Raw genomic sequence first — 5278 nt, forward strand, 5'->3', positions numbered from 1 at the left:
ACCGAACGCCACATTGGGGCGCTTGAAAGCCGGCGTCAGCAGACGCTGTCGGCCGGTTCCGGGTTCGCGAGCCCGAACAGCGGCCGCAGCTTCAGGCCGATCCACGTGCCGCCGAGGGCGAACACGCCCCACAGCCAGCCGTGCAGGCTGCCCGTCGAGATGCCGCCCAGGTACGCGCCGATGTTGCAGCCGCCCGCCATGCGCGCGCCGACGCCCATCAGGACGCCGCCGATGAGCGCCGCGGCCGCCGTGCGCCACGGGATCGAGCTGTGGATCTTCCACGCGCCCGCGGCCGCGGCGGCCACCGCGGCGCCGATCATGATGCCGATGTCGGTGAGACTGGTCTTGTCGCGCCAGATCGGGCCGGCCAGCGACGTCGCGTTGGCCTTCAGCCGCCAGAACTCCCACGTCTCCGGGTGCAGCCCGAACACCTGCAGGACCTTCGCGCCCCACAGGGCGAACGCGCTGGTGATACCCCAGATCCCGCCGGAGACGAGGAACACCGCGGCGGCCAGCACGCCCAGCACGACCGCGCCGGCGAGCATCGGCCACGAGCCGCGGAAGACCCGGGCGAAGCCGCGCGCGGTCGGGACGACGTCCACCGGCGGCGGGGTCCGGCGGCGTTGCACCGCCCGGGTCACGAGGACGATCCCAGCGAGGACGGCGATGGTGATCGCCCACGAGCCGAACCAGCCGACGTGGTCGGACAGCAGCACGCCCTTCAGCTCGGGCCAGCCGGACAGCACCGGGTACGCCCAGGTGTAGAGCACCGAGCCGGCGACGAACCCGCCGAGGGTCAGCACGATCGCGGACTGGCCGGAGCCGACGGCGAACAGCGTCCCGGACGCGCAGGCGCCGCCGAGCTGCATGCCGATCGCGAAGAGGGTCGCGCCGGCGAAGAGGGCGAGGCCGAGCGCACCCGCGGCCGGCGCCGGCTTGCTGCCGAAGAGGCCGCTGCCGGTGCCCGCGATCAGCGCGATGAGCGTCGCGGCGGTGCCGAGCAGGACGGTGTGGGCGCGCAGGCCCTGGCCGTTGCCGACGGCGATCAGCTGCCGCCACGCCGAGGTGAAGCCGAAGCGCGAGTGGAACAGCGCGAGGCCGAGCCCGAGGCCGAGCAGCAGCAGGACGCCGAACTTGGCGCCCTGGCTCGCCCAGACGTACCAGGTCAGGCCGGCCGCGAGCACGCCGGCGACCGCGAGGGGCCCGATCTTGACGGGGTCTTCCGGCCGCGGCACGGGCGCTGCGCAGGAGGTGGGAAAGTGCTTGGCCCCGAGCGGGGATTGGGTCGTCGCCACGGGCTGCTCCAGGCTCGGGCGGGCAGGACGATCACAAGCTAGGACGGGTGACCGGGCTGTCGCAGCCCGTCGCACAGTGTGGGACGAACGGAGCAATCCGGGTACGCGAAAGGGCCCCCTCGCCGGCGAGGGGGCCCTTCACGGAACCTGCGTTATTCGTTCGTCTTCACGCACATCGTCGTCGCCGGCTCCGGGTAGACCGCTACGCGCGTGGCGTCGGTGCCCTCGCAGACGCTCTTGTCCGCCTGGCCCGTCACGACCTTGACGAGCTCGCCGTCCTTGGTCGGGTCGGTGCACGGGACCTTCAGGTAGCCCTTGGTCTGGGACGTGAAGTTCGCCAGGCAGTCGCCCTGCTTCGCGTTGATCATCAGGCACAGCTTGTACGAGCTGCGGCCGCTGACCGAGTAGGTGTCGTAGCCCGCGGTCGGGCCGCCGGGGCAGTCCTCGGAGGAGGTCTCCAGCTTCTTGGCGATCTTGACGTTCGCCTTCGGGTCGTTGCAGTCGGCCTTCGCCGGGTCGTCGCCGCCCTGGGTGAACTCGGTGATGGTGAGGCAGTCACCGGCGTTCGAGGTGGCCGGGGACTTCATGAACGAGACGATCCCGATGATCACGATCGCGACCACCACGATGGCGCCGATGCCGCCCAGGATCAGCCGGGGCGCCTTCGAGCGCTTCGGCGGCGCGGGCGGGAAGCCGGGCTGGCCGCCGGGCGGGAACTGGCCGGGCGGCGGGCCGAACTGGCCCGGCTGGCCCTGCGGCTGCCCGTACTGGCCGGGCTGGCCGTACGGCTGCTGCGGCTGGCCGCCGGGAGGCGGTGCGTAGGGATCGGGCTGACCCACCGGCTGCTGGCCCCCGGGGGCCGGAGGGGGAACGCTCACTGTGAACCTCACACATGTGAAATGAGAACCGACCGGGTTATCAAACACGCAGGGTGAGCGGAGTCCGCAGCGGGGTCCCTATTTGCACTAATTACCCACAGAAAAGGCGCCCCGCCGGTTACGGAGCGCCTTCACTGCGGAACTGTGAGCCAGGTTACTCGCGGAAGTACGAGAGCAGCCGCAGGATCTCGAGGTACAGCCAGACCAGCGTGGTCATCAGGCCGAACGCGGTGTACCAGGCCCACTTCGACGGCATGCCCTCGCGGATCATCCGGTCCGCCTGGTCGAAGTCGAGCAGGAAGCTGAAGGCCGCGATGCCGATGCAGACGAGGCTGAACACGATGGCCAGCGGGCCGCCGTCGCGCAGCGGGTTGAAGCCGAACGCCAGCGAGCTGATCAGGTTGAACAGCATCAGGATGGCGACACCCACGACGGCGCCGACGATCCACTTGGTCAGCTTCGGCGTGACCTTGACCGCGCCGGTCTTGTAGACGACCAGCATGCCGATGAACACACCCGCGGTACCGATGATCGCCTGCAGCGCGATACCGGGGTAGATCGCTTCGAAGACGCCGCTCAGCGCACCGAGGAACAAGCCTTCGGCCGCGGAGTACGTCAGCGTCAGCGCGCCGCTCGGCTTCTGGCGGAAGATGATCACCAGCGAAATGACGAGCCCGACGATCAAGCCGCCGAGCATCGCGCCGATGAGCGCGCCGGAGAGCCGGCCGGTCTCGGCGATCTGGACCTGGGCCCAGATCCCGGTGACCACCCCGACGAGCAGCGCGACGCCGAGGGACATGCCCGTCTTGACGACGACGTCGTCGACGGTCATCGGCCGGTCGCCCTCGCCGGAGGCGGCCTGGCCGGGGCCGTACCCGGGCACGCCGCCCTGGGGTTGGTTGAAGCCCACCGGGGGCCCGTACTGCCCGTAAGTCTGGGTTCCGCCGCCGGGCAGGTTGCGGAACGCCGGGTTGCTACTGGAACGCACCTGATCCTCCTGGATCTGCTGCTTGGATCATCGCTGCATCGGGTTCAACGACCGCCGCGGGCGCGGGGTTCCCGTCGAGTAAAGACGACTTTACTCGACGGCAGGCCGGCTGCCTCGGACGACACGGTAAGCGACGGACATCACGACCGTTCGCCGACAGCCACCCGAAGAGCGGTACACAGTTTCGCCCCTTGGCGCAACGCTCACCTCGCGTGCTCGGACGTTCACCGAACGCGTGTCGGGGTTTTGATCAGTCGTGTGACCTGCAGAGACGCCGGGCGCTGCCGCGCGTCCAACGAAGGAGCATTGACACATGGGGTGGTCAACACACCCGCGCGCGGGTGCTCGCGCGCTGACCGGGCTCGTCGCCGCGGCCCTGCTCGGCACGCTCTCCGTGACCGCCGGCGCGCCCGCCGCCTCGGCCGCGAGCCAGGAGGGCATCGGCTACGAGGTCAAGCCGGGCCAGGACATGACCCCGCGGCCCAGCCGCAACTGGCTCGGTTCGTACCTCGTCGGCGGGGCGCAGGTCTTCTGCGTGAGCTTCCAGCTCAAGGCGCCCGACACCGACGAGCAGTACAAGCCGGGCGACGAGCTGCTCACGAAGTGGGGCACCAAGCTGCCCGCCGACCAGGCGGCGAACATCTCCTACCTGCTGCTGCGCTACGGCGACACGAAGAAGCCCGCCGAAGCCGCCGCGCTCGCCCACCTGCTGCACTCGTGGACCGCCGCCCCGCGCACGGCGGCCGACCTGGACCCGTCGCTCGGCTACGACAAGATCGGTTACGACGCGAAGTACCACCTCGACCTCCTGCCCGTGGACGCCAAGGAGGCCGTCGACCGGCTGAAGACCGACGCCGAAGCCAACCGCGGGCCGTGGACGGCCTCGGTGACCACGCCGAAGGGCGACCAGCACCCCGGCGAGGCCGCCGAGTGGACGGTCACCGTGAAGAACGCCAAGGACAAGGGCGTCCCGGACGTCCCGGTGAAGCTGACGGCGACCGCCGCCACCCTCGACGGTGAGGCCTCTGGGAAGGCGGACGCCGCGGCCGGGAACTCGAGCCCGCAGGCCGCCGCGAAGGACGTCACGCTCAAGACGGGCGCCGACGGCACCGTGACGGTGAAGCTGACCCCGACCGGCGACCAGCCGAAGCTCGTGGCCGCGCTGTCCGCTCCGGCCGACCGGCCGTACGTGCGGGTGCCGGTCGACACCAAGGTGCAGCGGGTCGTCTCCACCGGCGGCGAGAAGGAACTGACCGCACAGGGCGTGGTCGACGTCGCCAAGCCCGGCCGGGTCCAGGTGACCAAAACGGACGCGAACACGGGCCAGGGCGTCGGCGGCGCGGCCCTGCGGATCACCGGCAAGGACAAGACGTCCGCGGCCATCGGGCAGGACGGCAAGCCGCTCACCGGGGCCGACGGCAAGCCCGCGGTCGTCACCACCGACGGCAAGACCGGCGGCGTGACGGTCGAGAACCTGCGCGCCCCGCAGGAGATCTGCGTCGTCGAGGCGAGCCCGCCGCCGGGCTACACGAACGCCTTCGACCCGAAGAACCCTCCGTCGGCGTGCGGCACCGTCAAGCCGGGCGAAACACTCGCCCTGACGGTGACGAACAAGCCGAACGAGGTCCCGCGCGCGATCCCGGCCGGCGACCAGCCGATCGCGCGGGCGCAGGGCGTCGTCGAGACGAGCTACTCCGGGCCGGGCCTGGCCGGGCTCGGCCTGCTCGTGCTGCTGGCGGGCGGGCTGATCGGCGTCGCCGCGCGGCGGGCGTCCCGGCGGTAACGGCGTGGCGGAGCACGGCGGCGACTGGCGGGCCGAGGACTGGTTCGTCGAGGAATGGCACCGGGGTATCGGCTGGGCGGCCGGCGAGGACGAACCGCCCGGCGGTCCCCCGGAGCCGCCCGCGCGCAAACCCGGCCGGGGCCGGCTGCTGACCGGCTTCGCCCTCGGCGCGGCGACCGTGCTCGCGGTGCAGTTCGGCTCCTCCGTGGTCAGCGTGCCGCGGGTGGCCGTCGTGTCCGGTACGGCGCTGCCCGCCGCGGGGGCGGCGGGAGCCGCGGCCGCGGTGCCGTCCCCATCCCCGGCGGCCACCTCGTCCCCGGCTCCGGCCGCGCCC

The 5278-nt window shown here is 71.7% G+C and carries 4 protein-coding genes and 1 pseudogene; 2 read left to right on the plus strand and 3 right to left on the minus strand.

All coding sequences use genetic code 11. The annotated features are described in order from the left end of the window. Nucleotides 1–35: 35 nt before the first annotated feature. From ACWEVN_RS46255 to ACWEVN_RS46265, 3 genes are all read right to left on the minus strand, one after another. Nucleotides 36–1295: a YeeE/YedE family protein gene (locus ACWEVN_RS46255; protein WP_452055506.1), complete on the minus strand. Its 1260-nt coding sequence runs from the start codon at nucleotides 1293–1295 to the stop codon at nucleotides 36–38. 152 nt (nucleotides 1296–1447) lie between these two features. Continuing rightward, a complete protein-coding gene (locus ACWEVN_RS46260) occupies nucleotides 1448–2134 on the minus strand; it encodes an LppU/SCO3897 family protein (protein ID WP_452055508.1) in 687 nt (228 codons plus the stop codon). A 193-nt stretch (nucleotides 2135–2327) separates the two neighbouring features. After that, the gene (locus ACWEVN_RS46265) at nucleotides 2328–3161 is read right to left on the minus strand and encodes a Bax inhibitor-1/YccA family protein (RefSeq protein ID WP_310973634.1); all 834 of its coding nucleotides are present in this window, start codon (nucleotides 3159–3161) and stop codon (nucleotides 2328–2330) included. 313 nt (nucleotides 3162–3474) lie between these two features. Between ACWEVN_RS46265 and ACWEVN_RS46270 the strand changes: the two genes are divergently transcribed. Together ACWEVN_RS46270 and ACWEVN_RS46275 are read left to right on the plus strand one after the other, a co-directional pair. After that, nucleotides 3475–4944 carry a hypothetical protein gene (locus tag ACWEVN_RS46270; RefSeq protein ID WP_452055507.1) on the plus strand — a complete coding sequence of 490 codons (1470 nt, stop codon included), beginning with the start codon at nucleotides 3475–3477 and terminating at the stop codon, nucleotides 4942–4944. Nucleotides 4945–4948: 4 nt separating this feature from the next. Next, nucleotides 4949–5278: pseudogene (locus ACWEVN_RS46275) on the plus strand (class F sortase); the annotation flags it as partial.

The sequence above is a fragment of the Amycolatopsis sp. NPDC003861 genome (assembly GCF_053605405.1).